Below are 17,462 nucleotides of genomic sequence, written 5' to 3'. Positions count from 1 at the left end.
AAAACCGCGAAGCACTCCGGGGCAACTTGCACTATGGTGAGGGTCAAATTCGAAATAGCACGGGAAAACATCATGACGAGAGAAAAACTCAGCAAGGACGCTATCACCGCTGCCCTTGCCGAACTCGGCGACTGGTCGCTGGCCCCGGACGGCGGCTCGATCAAGCGCAGCTTCGTTTTCAGGAATTTTTCCGAAGCCTTCGCCTTCATGACCCGCGTCGCGCTGGCTGCCGAGAAGATGGACCATCACCCCGACTGGTCGAATGTCTACAAGACCGTCGACGTGACGCTGAACACCCATGACGCCGGCGGCGTCACGGCGCTCGACATCGCGCTGGCCAAGAAGATGAACCACTATTTCGGCGGCTGAATGCACGCTTGGCCGTGAGCGGCGAGCCCAAATCGGCGCCGGCATCTTGCAGCCGGGTCCGGCTTTCACCACATTTTCCCCCGCGAGGCATGCGCCAGGACGCGCATGAGCCCGCAAGGAGTGATTGATGGCGCGAGAATCCGGTTTTGATTTCTTCGGCTTTGGCGACAGGCTGGGCGGCGAGGGCGAAGTGCGCGAGAAATTCTGGCGCACGGCCAAGAAGGCCGCGCGGCAGATCCCGTTCATGGAAGAGGTCGTTGCCGCCTACTACTGCGCCATGGACAAGAACACACCGCTGCGCGCCAAGGGCATATTGGTGGCCGCGCTCGGTTACTTCGTCCTGCCGGTGGACCTCATCCCCGACTTCGTCGTCGGCCTCGGTTTCACCGACGACATCGCCGTGCTGACCGCCGCGATCACCGCCGTCAGCGCCCACATCACGCCGGCACATCGCCAGGCCGCCAAGGACGCCATCGCCGACAGGAGCTGAGCACCTTCACGTGGCGCGCGCCCTGTGGACAGAGGCGTTTGGAGCCCTGCTGAAAAGTCAAACTCTTGCCGCTTTCGTGGCCTCCAAGTCGCCGAAGGGACGTCGCGCCGGCCGCTGACAAGGCGGCGGCGCGGGAATGGCGGCGGTTTCCTGGGGTGAGCGTCCTTTTCTTGAGGGAAATTCACCGTTTGGTAACCCAGATTAAATCAAAATGAAGCGACGGCAGGACGCCATGCGGCCCGCCCCCGCACCATTTGGAATACGGGAAAGACGATGCGCGGATTGATAGCACTAGTTTCGAGTCTGGTCCTGGTGGCCTCGGCAGCGCCCGTTCTGGCGCAGCAGGCGACCAAGATCGGCCAGCACAATGCCTGGGGCACCTACAGCTACCAGGCATCGGGCGGCAAGGTCTGCTACGTGCTCACCGTGCCGACCGACAAGCAGCCGCCGACGCTAGACCATGGCGACATGTTCTTCTTCGTCAGCCAGCGTCCCGGCCAGCAGGTGTCCTACGAGCCGCAATTCATCGCCGGCTACAATTTCCAGGAAGGCTCCAAGGCCACCGTCACCATCGACAAGAAGTCCTTCTCGATGTTCACGCGCGGCAAGTCGGCCTGGGTCGAGAACGCCGCCGAGGAGCCGGTGCTGATCGCCGCCATGAAGACCGGCACCGACATGAAGGTGACGGCGAAGTCCGGGCGCGGCAACCCCACCTCCTATGTCTTCTCGCTGAAGGGCATTTCGGCGGCGCTGTCGTCGATCGCCAAGTGCAAATAGGCTGCTGCCAACCCCGATGACAAATCGCGACATCGACGCCACGATTATGCAAATGGTCGTGGAGCGGTGGCAGAAGACCGCCATGATCATAGCGAAGTCAGAAGAAGCACTTCGCAAAGCCGGCGTGGAAGCGTCCTGGGAAGAAATCGCCGAGCGAATAGCCGTTCTTGCCTCCCAGGGCGACATCGAAAATCAGGGCGATCTTTCCCTGTGGCGCAACAGTGAGGTTCGCCTCCCGCAGGCACCTGAGGGCCCGCCATAGGGGTTCTCGTTCAGCCCTGACCTGGTTCCGGCACGGTCTCCGCCCGCCGCCGCCGGATCGCCTCGGCGATGAAGACGCGCGACAGCGCATGATAGAGCGGCTCGTGCGAGATCATGCGCGCCGTGCCGTAGCCCAACATCGAGGCCAGCATCAGCGCGATGACATTGTCGTGATTGCCGGTCATCTCCAGGATGATGACGAAGGCCGTCATCGGCGCCTGCACGACGCCGGCGAAATAGCCGGCCATGCCGAGCAGCGCGGCAGCCCCCGCGCTGGCGCCGAACAGCAGCCCAAGCGAACTGCCGATGCCGGCGCCGACCGCCAGCGACGGCGCGAAGATGCCGCCGGGAATGCCCGAGACCATCGACAGCAGCCCGGCCAGGAATTTCTCGGCAAAGAAGAACCATGGCAGCGGCGCGCCTTCGACAGCGCCGCGCGCCTGCGCGTAGCCGGTGCCGAAGGTCAGCCCGCCCGAGGCGATGCCGATCACCGCCACGCCGAGCCCGCAGACAGCCGCCACCAGCAAGGCGCGCCGCAAAGGCTGCTGCGTGTGCCAGCGGCGGATCCGCCGCGTGATCTTCAGCGCCAGCAGCGAGAACAGCGCGCCGAAGCCGCCGCCGATGATGCCGCAACCAAGCACCAGCGGCCAGTCGGCGGCAAACGCGATCGTCTCCTTCGAGACGCCGAAATAGGTGTAATTGCCGAGCAGGCCGAGCGAGGCGAGGCCGGCCAGGATCACCGCCGTCAGCACCAGCCCGTTGGTGCGCGCCTCATAGGTGCGGCCCATCTCCTCGATGGCGAAGACGATGCCGGCCAGCGGCGTGTTGAAGGCGGCGGCAATGCCTGCGGCCGAGCCGGCCAGGATCAGGCCGCGCGCCTGCGCCATGCCGCCCCAGCGCGCCGCCTGCAGCATCAGCGACGCGCCGACCTGCACGGTCGGGCCCTCGCGGCCGATGGAAGCCCCGCAGAACAGGCCGACGACGGTGAGCGCGATCTTGCCCGCCGCCAGCCGCAGCGACAGAAGGTGGTTGCGATCGTCGTCTTCACGCAAATGGCGCGCGGCGATCGCCTGTGGAATGCCGCTGCCTTGCGAACCCGGGAAGAAGGCGTGGGCGAGCCAGGCGCACAGGACAAAGCCGAGCGGCGTGATCGCAAGCGGCAGATAGAAGCGCCGGCCGCCACCATCGCCGATCATCATATGGAACAGCGCCTGCGCCTTGTCGGCCAACACCGCGAACAGCACGCTGATGACGCCGATCGAGACCGCGCCGGCCCAGAACACCAGCCGCGGCTGCCACACACGCCGCGAGCCCCACATCGCCCGCGAGCGCCGCAGCATTGGATGCTTTCGCGATGTTCCGGCCATGTCTGTCCTCGCGGTGAATGCCCAGCCCTAGCACAGGCATGAGGTCGATCAAGCCTGCGAGGTCAGGCCGCCGTCACACGCGAGCTAAATGACGGGGAGCGGGAAACGAAGTCCGGCGAAGTTGGGACTCGTATCAAAATGACCCGCCGGCGTGTGCGCCGGCGAGTCTCGATCGTGACAGGTCCAGTCTTACATGGCCATTTTTTCACATTCGGCCTGAGCCTTCTTGGTCGACGTATCGATCATGAAGGCTTTGCCCTTGGCGTCGGTCATCATCATCATGCAGTGCTTGATCGGCTTTGCCATCTTCATCATCTCGGCACCCATCTTCGCATCCGGCATCATGGTGCCCATGTGTCCGTCCGGCATGATCGCCATCACTTCTCCGCCCTTCATCATGGTCATCGTGCCCATTGCGTCTTCAGCAAATGCCTGCGAGGCGGAAAGGCCGAAGAGGCCGGCAATGACGGCGAACTTGATAGAGTTCATTCTGCATACTCCCATTTTGTAGAGGCATGGTTGCCCCGTTCAGACTTCGAAGGCGCGATGGGAATCGTTACGCGAACACGACCATGTGATCTCTCCTTTGCAGCGGGAAGATAGGGCAAAGCTGTCAGATAGTCGGAGCGGGCTGTCAGCCGAAGTGCGTATGGTTGCGTTCGCTCCGCATGACTCTGCTCGCAACCTGTGCTATGCGCCGCGCTTCAGTTCCCGGCACGATGGATGAAATCGGCCGCAAACCGCTTATATCAGTGCGACCATGACCCTTTCCTTCGACCTCACCACTGAAGGTGCCCGTGACGCGTTGCGCGCCCGCGCCGCGCCCGAGAAGCCGTCGCTGATCGGCCTGACGCGCGCCGAGCTTGGCGAGGCGCTGGTCGCGTCCGGCATCGTGCCGGAGCGCCAGGCCAAGATGCGCGCCCAGCAGCTCTGGCACTGGATGTATGTGCGCGGCGTTTCCGACTTCGCCGGCATGTTCAACATCTCCAAGGACCTGCGCGCCGAGCTCGACAAGCATTTCACCGTCGCGCGTCCCGAGATTGTCGAGGAGCAGATTTCTTCCGACGGCACCCGCAAATGGCTGTTCCGTTTTCCGCCGCGCGGCGCCGGCCGGCCGGTCGAGATCGAGACCGTCTATATTCCCGAGGAAGGCCGTGGCACGCTCTGCATCTCCTCGCAGGTCGGCTGCACGCTGACCTGCTCCTTCTGCCACACCGGCACGCAGAAGCTGGTGCGCAATTTGACGGCGGAAGAGATTCTCGCCCAGTTGCTCACCGCGCGCGACCGGCTCGGCGACTTCCCCGACCGCGACACGCCGGACGGCGCCATCGTGCCGGCCGAGGGCCGCAAGGTGTCTAACATCGTCATGATGGGCATGGGCGAGCCGCTCTACAATTTCGAGGCGGTGAAGAAGGCGCTGCTGATCGCTTCCGACGGCGACGGGCTTTCCCTGTCGAAGCGCCGCATCACGCTGTCGACCTCCGGCGTCGTGCCCGAGATTTTCCGCACCGGCGAGGAGATCGGCGTCATGCTGGCGATCTCGCTGCATGCCACCAATGACGATCTGCGCGACCTCTTGGTGCCGATCAACAAGAAATATCCGCTGAAGGAACTGATCGCCGCCTGCCGCGCCTATCCCGGCCTGTCGAACGCCAAGCGCATCACCTTCGAATATGTGATGCTGAAGGACGTCAACGATTCCATCGAGGACGCCAAGGGCCTGATCAAGCTGCTCAAGGGCATTCCGGCCAAGATCAACCTGATCCCGTTCAACCCGTGGCCGGGCACCAACTACCAGTGCTCGGACTGGGAGACGATCGAGAAATTCGCCGACTACATCAACAATGCCGGCTATGCCTCGCCGATCCGCACGCCGCGCGGCCGCGACATCCTCGCCGCCTGCGGCCAGCTGAAATCGGAATCCGAGCGCATGCGAAAAGTGGACCGGCTGGCGCTGGAAGCCATGATGATCGCGGGGCATGGGGAGGCGTGAGCCGTCTCGTCGCCGGGCTCAAACGCATCGCCATCATAGCCGTCGGTTACATCGCCGGTGTGCTGACCTCGATCCTGGTGCCGGTGCTGCTGATCACGCTGCTGGAAGGCATCGAATATGGCAACTGGTCGCTGGTTTTCACCTTCGACTGGCTCGGGTCCTTCCCGCTCGCCGTGCTGACCGTGGCGGTCTGCGCTCTGCTGATCGTTGGCCCCGCGATCCTGGTCGCCGAATGGCTGTCGCTGCGGGGATGGTTCTATTTCGCGGTCACGGGCGCGATCACCTCCATCGCCTTTGGCGTTCTTGTCCCTGGCTCGGCCGGAGGCTTTGTCTTCAATCCGGGCTTTCTCGGCTTCCTAGCCACGGCCGGCACCGTCGCCGGTTCGGTCTACTGGCTCCTGGCCGGGCGCAGGTCCGGCCGTCTGATGCCGCGAGATCCCGGATGACCCGTCTCGTCGCCTATCTCGTTCGCTTTGCCATGATCCTGTTCGGCTATGCCGTCGCCTCGCTGGCGGCAAGCGCCTTCCTCAACGTTCTGTTCCTGGCCTCGCTCGGCTACACGCCTGACCACACGCACCCGACGGCGACGGCTTCGCTGTATTTCTCGATCCCCTTCGTCGCTCTGTTCGTCGCCTATTTCGCCTTCCTGCCGGCGGTGATCGTCATCCTGCTTGCCGAAATCCTCGGCCGGCGCGACTGGCTGTACTATGCGCTGGCGGGTGCGGTGGTGGCGGCCGTCTTCCTCGGCCTGGTCGACCACTCCCAAGAGTCCACCTTCGCGATCACCGACACCAGCGCCATCATGGCGGTGATCGGCGGCGGCATGGTCGGCGGCATCTTCTACTGGCTGAGCGCCGGGCGCTGGGCCGGAAGCTGGTGGAAGGACGACAACGTCTCTACTTCGCCTGGGCCGTCAGGATCTTGAGCGCGAAGGCCGAGAACACGCCAGCGAAAAGATAATCGACCACCCGCGTGACGCGCGGGCTGGCCTTCATCGCCGCGGAAAATTTCTCCGCCGCCAGCACCATCGGCGCTGTCACCGGGATCGACAGCACGATGAACATCGAGCCCAGGAAGAACAGCTTGCCCGGCGCGTTCGGATCATGCGCGGAGACGAACTGCGGCAGGAAGGTCATGAAGAACAGGATGATCTTCGGGTTGAGCAAATTGACGCCGAGCCCGGCCGCCCAGCTGCGCAACAGCGAGATTTGCGGGCCTGTCTTCTTCTCCGGCGAAAAGGCCGAGCCCTTGGCGATGGCCTGCCAGGCCAGGAAGACGAGATAGCCGGCGCCAAAGATCTTCAGCACGAAAAAGGCCATCGGCGAGGCGACGATCAGCGCCGACACGCCCACCACCACCAGCGTGGTGTGGATCAGCGTGCCGCACAGCGCGCCGGCCATCGAGGCAAAGCCGGTGGCGCGCCCCTGGCTCAGCGTGCGCGAGACGAACAGGGTCATGTCAGGCCCGGGCGTGATCGCCAGGATCACGGTGGCGATGGCGAACTGGATCAGTGTGGCGGTGTCGGGAATGAAGGACATGGCAGGCCCCAGGGAACGTGTAGGCCTATACAGGATGCGTCACGCCGGCGCCAGATAAAGCGTTGATCCAGCATGGCAATCGCTTCGGTAACTGCAGTTTCCAGCCTATGGCGGCGAGCGCCAGCCGGCGGCAGCCCGCATCCTGGCAGGCGCCTCGAAGGCGGGCGGGCCGTCCTGGCCATCAGGCCCGCCGATGAGCACGATCTGATCGATCGGCTTGGGGCGGCCGAGGAAATAGCCCTGCGCCTCGTTGCAGCCCTCGACCTGCAGGATGGTGAGCTGGACATGGGTCTCGACGCCTTCGGCAAGCACGGGAATGTCGAGGCTGCGCCCCAGCGTCAGCACGGCGCGGATGATCGCCTTGGCCTGCGGGCTGCGCTCGACATCGGCCATGAAGGAGCGGTCGAGCTTGATCTTGTCGAACGGGAACGAGCGCAGCGTGTCGAGCGAGGAATAGCCGGTGCCGAAATCGTCGATCGCGATCGTCACGCCCAGCGCCTTGATCTGGCGCAGCACGTGCAGCGTGCGCACCTTGTCGGCGACGATCGTCGATTCAGTCAGCTCGAGCTCGAGACGCTTCGGCGACAGGCCGGTCTCGACCAGGATCTGGTGGACGAGCGTGGCGAGATTGGCATGGGCGAACTGCACCGGCGACAGATTGACCGCGATCTTGTGGCCATTGTCCCAGGAGGCTGCCTGGCGGCAAGCGGTGCGCAGCACCCATTCGCCGATCGACAGAATGGAACCGTTCTCCTCGGCGATCGGAATGAATTCGGCGGGCGGGACCATGCCGTGCACGGGGTGCGTCCAGCGCAGCAACGCCTCGTAGCCGCACGTGGCGCCGGTTTGCACCGAAGTCTGCACCTGATAGTGCAGCGAGAGCTCGCCCCGGTCGATTGCCTGGCGAAGATCGGTGGCCAGCGCCCGGCGCGCCCGCGCCGTCTCGTCCATCGCCGATTCGTAGAAGCAGACGGCCCGCGTCACGTCGTTCTTGGCCCGGTACATGGCCAGATCCGCATTGCTGACCAGCCTCTCCCGGTCGGCCCCGTCGCGCGGATAGACGGCAACGCCGATGCTGGCGCCGGTGACGGTCTCGAAATCGTCGATCCGCAACGGCTCGAACAGTGACTTCTCCAGCCGCGACACCAGGCCGAGCAGGTCGTTCTGGTCCTTGAAGCGCTTGATGGCGGCAAATTCGTCGCCGCCCAGCCGGGCGACGAACTCGCCGTCGCCGGCCAGCTTTGCCAGCCTGCGGGCAATGATCTTGAGCGCCTGGTCGCCGGCGGCGTGTCCCCGGAGGTCGTTGATTTCCTTGAACCGGTCGAGGTCGATGACGATTACGGCGGTCATCGTGCCCTGATCCTCGCGCGCCCGCTCGATCTCATGGTCGAGGCGGTCGTTGAAGGAGACCCGGTTGGCAAGGCCGGTGAGCGCATCGTTGAGGGCAAGATGCTGCAGCCGCTCGAAGCTTTCGAGCCGACCGCGTTCGTCGATCAGATAGCTGGCGAAGCCGGTGGCGGCGACGATCAGACCGACCACGGCGACCGCGACGGCCATCGCTTCCAGGATATCGGGATTGGTGCCCGTGGTGATGAAGGAAAGCGGCGTCACCGCCACCGCCGCCATCGCCGTGAAATGCAGGCCGACGATCGCCAGCACCAGAAGGCCGATGCCGACATAGTGCGACCAGCGGTACGGCCGGCGCGTCGCATGGCCGACCGCCACGGAGGAGAATGCCATCGCGATCAGCACGGAAGCGATGACGTAGAAGGCGTCCCATTCGACGATGCCGGCCACGTGATAGGCCATCATGCCGGTATAGTGCATGGCCGAGATCGCCAGGCCGACGGCACACCCGCCCCATTCCGGCGCCAGGCCGCGGCCTTTGCCGAGCGCAAGGCCGAAGCCCGCCCCGGTTCCGACCATGGCGATGACCAGGGAGATCATGGTGAGCGCCGGATCGAAGGTGATCGGCGCGCCGGGCTGATAGGCCAGCATGGCGATGAAATGCGTGCACCAGACCGAGGAACCGGCCGCGACCGCGGTCAGGAAGAGCCATCCCCGCATCTGCACGCCGACGGTTTTCCTGGCGCGGTCCAGGAGGCCGATCGTCACCCAGCAGCCGGTAACGCACATCAGCGCCGCCAGCAGGACGAGCCACAGATTATGCTCCGTGACGATGCATGATATGACGCGCATCAGGAATGGTCCAAGCCCGAGACTCCCGCAATGAGCAGGCAAAAGCCGCTTCGCCACCCTTGCGTGGCCAGGGCAATTCTGTGTCGCTGGTTTAGCGGCAGGACGTGAAAACTTGCTTAAATCCCGGGCATAAATGCAGCCCATGATTGTAGCAGGTTGTTTTCCCAGGCGCTTTATCGCAACCGGGGACCGCGCCAGCGAAAAGCCTGATGCCGTTCTATGCCCTCGCCGCGCGCTGGATCAGCAGTCTGGCGCCGCGCCTGCTTGCTCGCTTTGCCGTTCCTGCTAAAAGGCGCTCCGACAATGCGTGACGCCCTTGCCCAGGCGTCCGCCACCGACGGAGCAGAAATGTCCAAGACCAAAGACGTCAAGAAAGTCGTGCTCGCCTATTCCGGCGGCCTCGACACATCCATCATCCTGAAATGGCTGCAGACCGAACTCGGCGCCGAGGTCGTCACCTTCACCGCCGATCTCGGCCAGGGCGGCGAGCTGGAGCCGGCACGCAAGAAGGCCGAGATGATGGGCATCAAGGACATTCGCATCGTCGATGTGCGCGAGGAATTCGTCGCCGACTTCGTCTTCCCGATGTTCCGCGCCAACACCGTCTATGAAGGCACCTATCTGCTCGGCACCTCGATCGCGCGGCCGCTGATCTCCAAGCACCTTGTCGAGATCGCCAGGGAGACCGGCGCCGATGCGATCGCGCATGGCGCCACCGGCAAGGGCAATGACCAGGTTCGCTTCGAGCTGTCGGCCTACGCGCTGAACCCCGACATCAAGGTCATCGCGCCGTGGCGCGACTGGTCGTTCAAGTCGCGCACCGACCTGATCAACTTCGCCGAGCAGCACCAGATCCCGGTGGCCAAGGACAAAAGGGGCGAGGCGCCTTTCTCGGTCGACGCCAACCTGCTGCACTCCTCTTCCGAGGGCAAGGTGCTGGAAGATCCCTGGAGCGAGCCGCCGGAATTCGTCCACCAGCGCACCGTCTCGCCGATGGACGCGCCGGACAAGGTCACCGAGATCGAGATCGAATTCCTGAAGGGCGATCCCGTAGCGCTCAACGGCAAGAAGCTGTCGCCGGCGACCATGCTGGCCGCCCTCAACGATCTTGGCCGCGACAATGGCATCGGCCGGCTCGACCTGGTCGAGAACCGCTTCGTCGGCATGAAGTCGCGCGGCGTTTACGAGACGCCCGGCGGCGCCATCCTGATCGTGGCCCACCGCGCCATCGAATCGATCACGCTCGACCGTGGCGCCGCGCACCTCAAGGACGAGTTCATGCCGCGCTACGCCGAGCTCATCTACAACGGCTTCTGGTTCTCGCCCGAGCGCCTGATGCTGCAGGCGATGATCGACAAGAGCCAGGAAGACGTCGAAGGCACGGTGCGGCTGAAGCTCTACAAGGGCAATGTCATGGTCACCGGCCGCAAGTCGAAGAAGACGCTCTATTCCGACGCGCTGGTCACCTTCGAGGACGATCGCGGCGCCTACGACCAGAAGGACGCCGCCGGCTTCATCCGCCTCAATGCGCTCAGGCTGCGCACGCTTGCCGCACGCAACCGCAAGGGCTGATACCCAAACAACGGCCTGGCGCTATCAATCATGTCCAAGAAACCCGGCGGAGACGCCGGGTTTTTATTTTGTACCGCTAATATAACGAAAATGAAGCCACCTGCAGTCGGTTCTTGTTTGACCTTTTGACAGCTTCATCTAAGTTCATTTACGGGTTTTGGGGGTTTTGACCGTGAAAAAAAGCATTCCTCTTCTGCTTGGCGCGGTCGTCATCTTGGCAGTATGCCAGCCCTCGCAGGTCAGCGCCAAGCGCGACCCGAAGGCGGGTGCGGCCGGGTGCATCGATGTCGTCCATTCATGGAACACCACCGCCAAACACGATATGGCTTCGTTCATGGGTGTGTCGCTCGAGCGCTTGCCGGCTTTGTTCTGCCAGCGTCTTTACGATGGTATCCACAGCGGCCGGATCAGCTATTCAGACATAAACCGCCTGCAGCTCGACCAGCCGACCGAAATCTGGATGGTCCTCAAGGGCAAGCCAAAGCCGGCTGCGCCCACGCGATCCCAAGCGCCGCGGTCATCCAACTTCCGCAACTGCAGCGGTGTCGACGGCGCCTTTCAGGTTCCCATTTCCCAGAAATGCCCGCTGAGCGGCTGGGCGCATTATTGAAAGTGATGCGCTCAGGCGCTGGGATCTTACTTTTTCTTACGGGGCTAGGGGAGGTTTTACAGTGAAAAACGGAATTTTTCTTCTGCTTGCAGTGGTCGCCGTCTTTGCCGGATGCCAATCAACGCAGGCGGCGCAGACATCCAAGTTCCGTACCTGCAAAAGTTTTGATGGTCCGTTTCAGATTCCCGCCTCCCAGCAATGCCCACTGAGCGGTTATGCGCAGGGTTCCGGAGTCCCGACGGTCATCGAGGGCAAGCCAAAGGCGGCGGCTCCGGCGCGGCGAAACCCCAATTTCCGTACCTGCAGAAGTTTCGACGGCCCCTTCCAGATTCCCGTTTCGCAGCCATGCCCGCTGAGCGGTTACGCGCAGGGTTCCGGCGTCCCGACGGTCATCGAGGGCAAGCGAAAGGCGGCTACCCCGGCCCGGCAGAACCGCTACTTCCGCAACTGCAACGGTATTGACGGCACTTTCCAGGTCCCCATCTCCCAGAAATGCCCGCTGAGCGGTTACGCGAACCATTGAGAGTGATGTGATCACGCGCCTTGCCACGCCTGGAACCGGTTTCCTGCTGGCCTTGGCTGTCCTGGCGAGTTTGGCTGTTGCCAAAGCCGACGACTATGACCCCGCCTCTCTCGACCTCGCCGCGCTGATCGAATGCCGCGCCGACGTGTCCGCTTATACTGGCTACGCCCTTTGGCTGGCCGGTGACCCCGGCGCGGCGAGCACGCTCGGCTGGAAAGAGGTGCCGTCAGGCAATGCCTTCCTGCGGCAGTATCGACTGCCCGCCCGACCCGTGTCTTCGGGCGCGAGACGGCGACAATCGTGTTTACCGCATCAGGGCCGATGGCTGTGCTTGACGGCATTGCAGCAGCGGATCTCGCTCGGCAGCTCGACGTCCCGGCAATGGTCTCGTCGCCGGACAAGTTCCTTGGCGAGAAGGTCGTTGCCGAAAGCACAGACAACACCGGCGGCGTCAGCCTTTCCACGCGCATCACGCTCAACGTCTCGACCGTCACTTCCCATCCCGGCAAGACACTGGCCGGCTGCTCCTACGTGCTTGATGTGGAATAGAAAATCCGGGTGAAATACGCCCCCGGCTCAGGGATTTGACCGCGCATCGGCGACGACCCCGCTGCCGGGAACGCCATCGCTTCGTTATCCACGGGCGGAGCAAGGAGCGCAGCGACGCAGCGCAGACCCGAGGATGACGAAGTTGGATGCTTCGGCCATTCCCGGATCTCCGTGATCGTCCACGCAACAAAAAAAGCCCGGCGCATGGCCGGGCTCTTGTCGGATAGGGACTTCAATCAGTCGCCGTCGATCGCCGTGGCGATGCGCACGATGGCCTGCTGGTAGACGTTGGCGTCATTCCAGCCGGCAATGGCGCCGATATTGTCCGCCGCGCTCGCGCCCCGCCGCCAGCCATGGGCTTTCAGGAAGTTGGCGGTGGAAGCCAGTGCGGTGGCCTTGTCGCGCAAATTGCCGCTGCCCACGCCATATTTCAGGACATTCCCGGGCAGGAACTGCGTATGGCCGATCTCGCCGTGCGCGGCGCCGACCGACGAGGCGCTCAGGGCGCCGCGATCGACCAGCTTGAGCGCCGCAATGGCATGCGGGTGAAAGAATTCCGGACGGCGGCAATCATAGGCAAGCGTCAAAATGGCCGAGACCGTGTTCTGGTTGCCCATGGATGAACCGAAGCCGGTCTCCATGCCCCAGATGGCCAGCAGCACGCCGGGCGACACGCCGTAATTGCTTTCGATCTGGCTGAACAGCGCCGCGTTCGCCTTTTTCAGCGAACGGCCCTTGGAAATAATCGCCGCGCCGCCACGGCGCTTCATGAAGGCATCCACCGAGCCGCTGAACGCCTTGTGAATGCCCCGGTCGACAGAAATTGTCTTTGTCGCGTAAGTGGCGCCGGCCAACGCGGCCAGACCCTTGGCGCCGACCCCTTCGGACTTGGCCTCTGCGGCGAACCCCGGCTTCCAGGCATCGAAACCCGCACCGTTGCTGCCACAGCTGGCCGCCGCCTGTGCGCCCGTCGCCAGCCCAAGTACGGCCACCACCGCGGCCGCTAAAATCCTACCCTTGGCAAGAAATGCCATATTGTTCTCCTGGTTGCCTGATTCACGTCCCATCTGCGAATTTGCCAGCGAAACGAGCATTTGTCACCGTCCGCCGCACGATGCTGGCGAATGCCGGGGAATTTGCTTACGATCAAGTGATTATTGTGGCGGGGTCGAAATAGCCATGGAAGACGTTGATATCACGTCGGCGGCCGCGCCTGGACCAGCGCCCGGCATGTCGGTGTGCCTTTCGACATAGGCGGCGTGATCATCGGCGGCGCGGCGGGGCTTGCCGCGGCTGGCACCCTGCAGGCGATGGGCCGCATGCGGCGAAATAGCGTCGACACATGCGGAACGGCGGCCGGCGCTCGGCGTTGGGCACCTGCCGCCCGCTGGGCTCTGAGGTTTTGAGGCCGACATGAAACTGTTCGACTGCCCGCATTGCGGCCATCGTCTCTACTTCGAGAACGCGCAGTGCCTGAACTGTTCGAGCCTCGTGCTCTACGATCCCGAGCACGCCCGCTTCGCCTTGTCGGGCGCCGACGGCATCTTCCAGTGCACCAATGCCGATGAATGCGCCTGCAACTGGATGGCCGAACCGGGACAGGGGTTTTGCCGCGCCTGCGCGCTGAACCAGCTGATCCCCGATCTCTCCGTCGACGGCAACCGCCGCCGCTGGATCCGGGTCGAGGCGGCGAAGAAGCGCGCCATCTATTCGCTGCTCGCTTTCGGCCTGCCGGTGGCGCCAAAACAGGCGCCCGCCGACGAGGTGGGCCTCGCCTTCGACTTTCTCGCCGATCCGATCGGCGGCGGACCCGGCGGCGAACGCATCCTGACCGGCCATGACAATGGCCTGATCACGCTCAACGTCGCCGAGGCCGATTCAGCCGAGCGCGAGAAGCGCCGCGTCGAGATGGGCGAGAATTACCGGACGCTGCTCGGCCATTTCCGCCATGAACTCGGCCATTATTACTGGGACCGCCTGATCCGCGACGATGCGCAAAGGCTGGACGCTTTCCGCGCTTTGTTCGGCGACGATCGCGCCGATTACGAACAGGCGCTGAAAGCCTACTACGCCAATGGTGCCGCGCCCGACTGGCAGCAAAACCACATCTCGGCTTACGCCACCTCGCATCCCTGGGAGGACTGGGCCGAGACCTGGGCCCACCATCTGCACATCACCGACACGCTGGAGATGGTCCACGCGCTGAACTTCCCGCTCGGCCGGCTGGAGACGGTGGAGGCCAATGATCTGCCTCGCGGCGACACCGGCGGCGAACTGCAGGCGGCCCCTTCGGAACCTGCCAACGCGCCCGAGCCCTTCAAAAAGATCCTTGCCCGCTGGCTGGTGCTGTCGGAAGCCTCCAATTCGATCAACCGCTGCATGGGTCTGCCCGACCTCTATCCCTTCGTCATTTCGGACGTGACGGCGCGAAAACTGGCCTTTGTTCACGAGCTTTTGACCGGCCTGCCGAAAGACGCGGGAACAAATCGTGAGTTGGCGCGGGCGTTTTAGCCGGAACGCATGCGCCGCTGCCCCGTTTTCACCGCCGAGGGACCATGAAAACGGAGTGAGACCATGAAATCCGTCTTGTTGCCCGCAATCGCCGGGATGATGACCGTGATGTCGGGCGCCGCCTTTGCCGACACCGCCGTCTCGGCCGTCACCGATCTCAACGTGCGCGCCGGCCCCGGTCCGCAATATCCGGTCATCGGCGTTCTCGCGTCCGGCCAGTCGGCGACGCTCAATGGCTGCATCGAAAACAGCAAATGGTGCACCATCGCCGAAGCCGGCGGCCAGGGCTGGGTCTATTCCGACTATGTGACGGCCGATTTCAGCGGCAGCCGGGTGATCCTGACGCAGCGTCCGCACGGCTCCAGTGTGGCAATCGTCTCGCCGCCGGAAGACATCGGCAATTATTCGACCGACTATACCGGTGCCATCGTCGCCGGCCAGCCGGCCGAGGACGCCTTTCCGCCGCCTCCGGCCGAGGTCCGCACCTATGTCGATACGCATCGTCTCGACCCCGTCTATCTCGACGGTGAGGTTGTGACCGGCGCGACCCTGCCCGACACGGTCGAGCTGCGCGAAATTCCCGACTACAACTACCGCTATGTCTATGTGAACGGTCAGCCAGCGCTGATCGACCCGCAGACACGGCGCATCATGTACGTGGTGCGTTGACAGAAATCGGCGGTCGCCAAGGCGGCAACAGGTTGCCTGTATTGGGAAGCGCCACCCTTTGCGAAGGCGTCCTTCTCCCCGTCACTATACGGGGAGAAGATGCCGGCAGGCAGATGAGGGGCGGTGTCGAGCTTCCTGATGCCACGATCATGGCCCGGTCAGGACTTGGAGACTGTCGCCGCCCGGCCCTTGTCTTGACTCTTCGGCCGATTTCCTGTCTACACGCCTCGAATTCCGCGACGAGTATCCCTCCGAGCAAGCCGACCAGGACGCCGAAGCCTCTATGAGGCCGTGCTGTAAATAGATCCTGGAGGCCAACACCCGGCAGCGCAATGCGCCCCCGGGTGCTTTTTGGTTTTGGGCTTTGCTTTTGCTTGGACAGTTGGCGCGAACGCATTACCTCTCGGGTCGAATGAACCGAGATCGAAGGACGCAAGATGTTTGAATCGCTGCAGGAGCGTCTTGGCTCCATCCTGAACGGCCTCACCGGCCGCGGCGCGCTTTCCGAGGCTGATGTCTCGGCGGCGCTGCGCGAGGTGCGCCGTGCGCTGCTCGAGGCCGACGTGGCGCTCGAAGTGGTGCGGTCCTTCACCGACAAGGTGCGCGAGAAGGCCGTCGGCGCCGCGGTGCTGAAGTCGATCAAGCCCGGACAGATGGTCGTCAAGATCGTCCATGACGAGCTGGTCGATATGCTGGGCGCCGAGGGCGTCGCCATCGACCTCAATGCGCCGGCCCCGGTCGTTATCATGATGGTCGGCCTGCAGGGCTCCGGCAAGACGACCACGTCGGCCAAGATCGCCAAGCGGCTGACCGAGCGCCAGAACAAGAAGGTTCTGATGGCCTCGCTCGACACGCGGCGGCCCGCCGCGCAGGAGCAGTTGCGCCAGCTCGGCGAGCAGACCAAGGTCGCGACGCTGCCGATCATTGCTGGCCAGAACCCGGTCGACATCGCCAAGCGCGCCGTGCAGGCGGCCAAGCTCGGCGGCCATGACGTCGTCATCCTCGACACCGCCGGCCGCACCCATATCGACGAGCCGCTGATGGTCGAGATGGCCGACATCAAGAAGGTGTCGAGCCCGCACGAGATCCTGCTGGTCGCGGATTCGCTGACCGGCCAGGACGCCGTCAACCTGGCCAAAAGCTTCGACGAGCGCGTCGGCATCACTGGCCTTGTGCTGACCCGCATGGACGGCGACGGCCGCGGCGGTGCCGCCCTTTCCATGCGCGCCGTCACCGGCAAGCCGATCAAGCTGATCGGCACCGGCGAAAAGATGGATGGTCTGGAGGAATTCCACCCCAAGCGCATCGCCGACCGCATCCTCGGCATGGGCGATATCGTCTCGCTGGTCGAGAAGGCCGCCGAGAACATCGACGCCGAGCAGGCGGCGGCGATGGCCAAGAAGATGCAGTCGGGCAAGTTCGACCTGAACGATCTCGCCCAGCAGCTTCAGCAGATGTCGAAAATGGGCGGCATGGGCGGCATCATGGGCATGATGCCCGGCATGGGCAAGATGAAGGACCAGATGGCCGCCGCCGGCCTCGACGACAAGATGTTCGGCCGCCAGCTCGCCATCATCTCCTCGATGACCAAGGCAGAGCGCGCCAATCCCGATATTCTGAAACACTCGCGCAAGAAGCGCATCGCCGCCGGTTCCGGCACCGATGCCGCCGAGATCAACAAGCTGTTGAAGATGCATCGCGGCATGGCCGACATGATGAAGGCGATGGGCGGCAAGGGCAAAGGCGGCGGCCTGATGCGCGGCATGATGGGCGGCCTTGCCTCCAAGATGGGTCTCGGCGGCATGATGCCCGGCGGCATGGGCGGCATGGGCGGCATGCCCGATTTGTCGAAGATGGACCCAAAGCAGCTCGAAGCCTTGCAGAAGCAGGCGCAGGCCGCCGGTCTCGGCGGCATGAAGGGCCTGCCCGCCCCCGGCGGCGGGCTGCCTGGCCTGCCCGGCGGCATGAAACTTCCGGGGCTTCCCGGCCTCGGCGGAGGCGGACTGCCGGGCCTTGGCAAGAAGAAGTGAGAAT

At 63.9% G+C, this 17,462-nt stretch carries 19 protein-coding genes; 14 read left to right on the top strand and 5 right to left on the bottom strand.

The window, feature by feature from the left end; genetic code table 11:
• The first annotated feature begins 72 nt into the window (after nucleotides 1-72).
• The 4 genes from D3242_RS08000 to D3242_RS07985 all read left to right on the top strand — a co-directional run bounded on the left by D3242_RS08000 (nucleotide 73) and on the right by D3242_RS07985 (nucleotide 1,898).
• Nucleotides 73-369 carry a 4a-hydroxytetrahydrobiopterin dehydratase gene (locus D3242_RS08000; protein WP_027047546.1) on the top strand — a complete coding sequence of 99 codons (297 nt, stop codon included), beginning with the start codon at nucleotides 73-75 and terminating at the stop codon, nucleotides 367-369.
• Between the two features lie 127 nt (nucleotides 370-496).
• Nucleotides 497-859 carry a YkvA family protein gene (locus tag D3242_RS07995; RefSeq protein ID WP_038650638.1) on the top strand — a complete coding sequence of 121 codons (363 nt, stop codon included), beginning with the start codon at nucleotides 497-499 and terminating at the stop codon, nucleotides 857-859.
• 273 nt (nucleotides 860-1,132) lie between these two features.
• On the top strand, nucleotides 1,133-1,636 hold the full coding sequence (locus D3242_RS07990) for an invasion associated locus B family protein (protein WP_010912373.1): 504 nt from the start codon (nucleotides 1,133-1,135) through the stop codon (nucleotides 1,634-1,636).
• 16 nt (nucleotides 1,637-1,652) lie between these two features.
• Nucleotides 1,653-1,898, top strand: a complete 246-nt coding sequence (locus tag D3242_RS07985) for a DUF3658 domain-containing protein (RefSeq protein WP_019862078.1) — start codon at nucleotides 1,653-1,655, stop codon at nucleotides 1,896-1,898.
• A 10-nt stretch (nucleotides 1,899-1,908) separates the two neighbouring features.
• Here the strand turns inward: D3242_RS07985 and D3242_RS07980 are convergent, their stop codons facing one another.
• Both D3242_RS07980 and D3242_RS07975 read right to left on the bottom strand, forming a co-directional pair.
• Nucleotides 1,909-3,264 carry a chloride channel protein gene (locus D3242_RS07980; protein WP_019862079.1) on the bottom strand — a complete coding sequence of 452 codons (1,356 nt, stop codon included), beginning with the start codon at nucleotides 3,262-3,264 and terminating at the stop codon, nucleotides 1,909-1,911.
• Nucleotides 3,265-3,453: 189 nt separating this feature from the next.
• On the bottom strand, nucleotides 3,454-3,753 hold the full coding sequence (locus tag D3242_RS07975; RefSeq protein WP_064981507.1) for a hypothetical protein: 300 nt from the start codon (nucleotides 3,751-3,753) through the stop codon (nucleotides 3,454-3,456).
• 271 nt (nucleotides 3,754-4,024) lie between these two features.
• Between D3242_RS07975 and rlmN the strand changes: the two genes are divergently transcribed.
• The 3 genes from rlmN to D3242_RS07960 are packed head-to-tail and all read left to right on the top strand — an operon-like array spanning nucleotide 4,025 to nucleotide 6,182.
• On the top strand, nucleotides 4,025-5,257 hold the full coding sequence (gene rlmN / locus D3242_RS07970) for a dual-specificity RNA methyltransferase RlmN (RefSeq protein WP_019862081.1): 1,233 nt from the start codon (nucleotides 4,025-4,027) through the stop codon (nucleotides 5,255-5,257).
• Nucleotides 5,254-5,703 (top strand): hypothetical protein, encoded by a 450-nt coding sequence (locus D3242_RS07965; protein ID WP_019862082.1) that lies wholly within the window; start codon nucleotides 5,254-5,256, stop codon nucleotides 5,701-5,703. Before rlmN ends, D3242_RS07965 begins: the two co-directional genes overlap by 4 nt.
• Nucleotides 5,700-6,182 carry a hypothetical protein gene (locus D3242_RS07960; protein WP_019862083.1) on the top strand — a complete coding sequence of 161 codons (483 nt, stop codon included), beginning with the start codon at nucleotides 5,700-5,702 and terminating at the stop codon, nucleotides 6,180-6,182. Before D3242_RS07965 ends, D3242_RS07960 begins: the two co-directional genes overlap by 4 nt.
• On the opposite strand, the gene D3242_RS07955 is transcribed toward D3242_RS07960, so the two are convergent.
• On the bottom strand, nucleotides 6,154-6,795 hold the full coding sequence (locus tag D3242_RS07955) for a LysE family translocator (RefSeq protein WP_019862084.1): 642 nt from the start codon (nucleotides 6,793-6,795) through the stop codon (nucleotides 6,154-6,156). The two genes, D3242_RS07960 and D3242_RS07955, sit on opposite strands and share 29 nt — an antisense overlap.
• A 105-nt stretch (nucleotides 6,796-6,900) precedes the next feature.
• Nucleotides 6,901-8,994: a putative bifunctional diguanylate cyclase/phosphodiesterase gene (locus tag D3242_RS07950; RefSeq protein ID WP_064981508.1), complete on the bottom strand. Its 2,094-nt coding sequence runs from the start codon at nucleotides 8,992-8,994 to the stop codon at nucleotides 6,901-6,903.
• A 348-nt stretch (nucleotides 8,995-9,342) separates the two neighbouring features.
• Here D3242_RS07950 and D3242_RS07945 point away from each other — a divergent pair, with 348 nt between their 5' ends.
• The 4 genes from D3242_RS07945 (at nucleotide 9,343) to D3242_RS33895 (ending at nucleotide 12,248) form a co-directional block, all read left to right on the top strand.
• Nucleotides 9,343-10,566 carry an argininosuccinate synthase gene (locus tag D3242_RS07945; protein WP_027047548.1) on the top strand — a complete coding sequence of 408 codons (1,224 nt, stop codon included), beginning with the start codon at nucleotides 9,343-9,345 and terminating at the stop codon, nucleotides 10,564-10,566.
• A gap of 172 nt (nucleotides 10,567-10,738) precedes the next feature.
• On the top strand, nucleotides 10,739-11,176 hold the full coding sequence (locus D3242_RS07940; RefSeq protein WP_223217837.1) for a hypothetical protein: 438 nt from the start codon (nucleotides 10,739-10,741) through the stop codon (nucleotides 11,174-11,176).
• 61 nt (nucleotides 11,177-11,237) lie between these two features.
• Nucleotides 11,238-11,699: a hypothetical protein gene (locus D3242_RS07935; RefSeq protein ID WP_064981512.1), complete on the top strand. Its 462-nt coding sequence runs from the start codon at nucleotides 11,238-11,240 to the stop codon at nucleotides 11,697-11,699.
• A 300-nt stretch (nucleotides 11,700-11,999) separates the two neighbouring features.
• Nucleotides 12,000-12,248, top strand: coding sequence for a hypothetical protein (locus tag D3242_RS33895; RefSeq protein ID WP_223217836.1), 249 nt, complete (start codon nucleotides 12,000-12,002; stop codon nucleotides 12,246-12,248).
• A gap of 236 nt (nucleotides 12,249-12,484) precedes the next feature.
• Here the strand turns inward: D3242_RS33895 and D3242_RS07925 are convergent, their stop codons facing one another.
• Entirely contained in the window at nucleotides 12,485-13,282 is a 798-nt protein-coding gene (locus D3242_RS07925; protein WP_027047549.1) for a lytic murein transglycosylase, read from the bottom strand.
• A gap of 379 nt (nucleotides 13,283-13,661) precedes the next feature.
• On the opposite strand from D3242_RS07925, the gene D3242_RS07920 reads away from it, so the two are divergent.
• The 3 genes from D3242_RS07920 (at nucleotide 13,662) to ffh (ending at nucleotide 17,458) form a co-directional block, all read left to right on the top strand.
• Nucleotides 13,662-14,759: a zinc-binding metallopeptidase family protein gene (locus D3242_RS07920; protein WP_019862093.1), complete on the top strand. Its 1,098-nt coding sequence runs from the start codon at nucleotides 13,662-13,664 to the stop codon at nucleotides 14,757-14,759.
• 63 nt (nucleotides 14,760-14,822) lie between these two features.
• Nucleotides 14,823-15,428, top strand: coding sequence for a DUF1236 domain-containing protein (locus tag D3242_RS07915; RefSeq protein ID WP_020629086.1), 606 nt, complete (start codon nucleotides 14,823-14,825; stop codon nucleotides 15,426-15,428).
• A 437-nt stretch (nucleotides 15,429-15,865) separates the two neighbouring features.
• Nucleotides 15,866-17,458, top strand: a complete 1,593-nt coding sequence (gene ffh / locus D3242_RS07910) for a signal recognition particle protein (RefSeq protein WP_064981513.1) — start codon at nucleotides 15,866-15,868, stop codon at nucleotides 17,456-17,458.
• Nucleotides 17,459-17,462 lie beyond the last annotated feature (4 nt).

This window comes from Mesorhizobium jarvisii, from assembly GCF_003601985.1.
Taxonomy (GTDB): Bacteria; Pseudomonadota; Alphaproteobacteria; order Rhizobiales; family Rhizobiaceae; genus Mesorhizobium; species Mesorhizobium jarvisii.
This window is presented reverse-complemented; position numbering and strand designations above follow the sequence as displayed.